This window comes from Acidobacteriota bacterium, from assembly GCA_003225175.1.
Lineage (GTDB): Bacteria > Acidobacteriota > Terriglobia > Terriglobales > Acidobacteriaceae > Gp1-AA112.
The window spans coordinates 1-1,366 of the sequence record QIBA01000238.1 but is presented as its reverse complement, the minus strand read 5'-3'; the positions used below and the strand labels follow the sequence as shown (position 1 = coordinate 1,366).

The 1,366-nt window shown below is 58.5% G+C and carries 2 protein-coding genes; both read left to right on the top strand.

Annotation, left to right across the window (positions count from 1 at the left end; genetic code table 11):
* The first annotated feature begins 37 nt into the window (after positions 1 to 37).
* On the top strand, positions 38 to 1,009 hold the full coding sequence (locus tag DMG62_24925) for a hypothetical protein (GenBank protein ID PYY19125.1): 972 nt from the start codon (positions 38 to 40) through the stop codon (positions 1,007 to 1,009).
* Positions 1,009 to 1,248 (top strand): hypothetical protein, encoded by a 240-nt coding sequence (locus DMG62_24920; protein ID PYY19124.1) that lies wholly within the window; start codon positions 1,009 to 1,011, stop codon positions 1,246 to 1,248. The genes DMG62_24925 and DMG62_24920 overlap by 1 nt, the downstream gene beginning before the upstream one ends.
* The last annotated feature ends 118 nt before the right edge of the window (positions 1,249 to 1,366 follow it).

The following is a 1,366-nucleotide window of genomic DNA, read 5'->3' as shown; positions in this document are numbered from 1 at the left end:
GCTCACGAGCGCAGAACTGTACGACCCAGCGACCGGAATGTGGACGGGCACCGGCAGTCTCAATATCGGCCGATCGGATCACACGTCGACGTTGCTGCCTAACGGAATGGTGCTTGTTGCAGGAGGAACTAATAGTACCGAGACCCTAGCCAGCGCGGAACTTTATGATCCAGTGAGTGGGAGCTGGAGTGCCACGGGCAGTCTCAACACCGCACGACTCGGTCATACAGCGACGTTGCTGCCCAACGGAATGGTGCTTGTTGCAGGGGGGAGTAACAGTAGCGGCATTATCGCCAGCGCGGAACTTTACGATCCAGCAAGCGGGAGCTGGACCTCCACCGGCAGTCTCAACACGGGGCGCGGCAGGCACACGGCGACGTTGCTGTCCAACGGGATGGTGTTCGTTGCCGGGGGAGTTGATTTCGATGGCTTCCTTCTCGCGAGCGCGGAACTGTATGATCCAGCGAGTGGGAGCTGGAGTGCCACCGGCACTCTCAACGTTGCACGCCGTAGTCACACCACGACGTTGTTGCCCAACGGTATGGTGCTTGCCGCTGGGGGTTTTGATGACAATTTCAGCCCTTCCAGTAGCGCGGAACTGTACGATCCGGTGGGCGGGAGCTGGACTGCCACCGGCGATTTAAACAGTGCCCGCTATTTTCACACCGCGACGTTACTGCCAAATGGCACGGCGCTGGTTGCAGCGGGAGTTGGTAGCACCGGCGTTTTCGCGAGCGCAGAATTATACGACCCGGCGAACGGCAGCTGGACTGTTACCGACAATCTCAACGCCGCACGCGACAGGCACACGGCCACGTTGTTATCCAACGGCATGGTACTTGTTGCAGCGGGCGATGGTTCCAACAACGTTCTCAGCAGCGCGGAACTGTACGAAGGCAAGCCATCGCCATCGCCGACGCCTACGCCTACCGGCACACCGAGTGGAACGCCAAGGCCTACTTCAACACCAAGGCCGCGACCGAGCCCCGCACCTCGACCTACTCTTTGATGCTCCCGGAAACTGCCGCGTTCTTTCGCCCATTTGCGGCAAATGTTTTTTGGGTCGAACCCGTTCAATCGGATAACACGGGTGAAATTCTTTCCATTGCGAATTATTTCTGTCGCTCGGCGCCAATGAGAATCGATTATCGTTTCGCCGGCACCGCGCGCAACCCCGACAAAACGTGGTTATCGCCTCGTGCAGCAATCACTAGTCAGGAAAACACGAGCTGCTCCGCGAAGCCATAGTTCAAAGGAGCGCACGCTTCCAGCATGTTTTGTCCGGCATCTTGCCGGACAAATTTCTCTGCTCGACAGGCTACCACACAGAACGCGGCAGATGCGTGTGCTCCCGTTGACCGCGTTG

Bases quoted from the DNA above. Each gene is read 5' to 3' on its own strand.
- DMG62_24925 (PYY19125.1), top strand. From the start codon at position 38: ATGTGGACGGGCACCGGCAGTCTCAATATCGGCCGATCGGATCACACG.
- DMG62_24920 (PYY19124.1), top strand. From the start codon at position 1,009: ATGCTCCCGGAAACTGCCGCGTTCTTTCGCCCATTTGCGGCAAATGTT.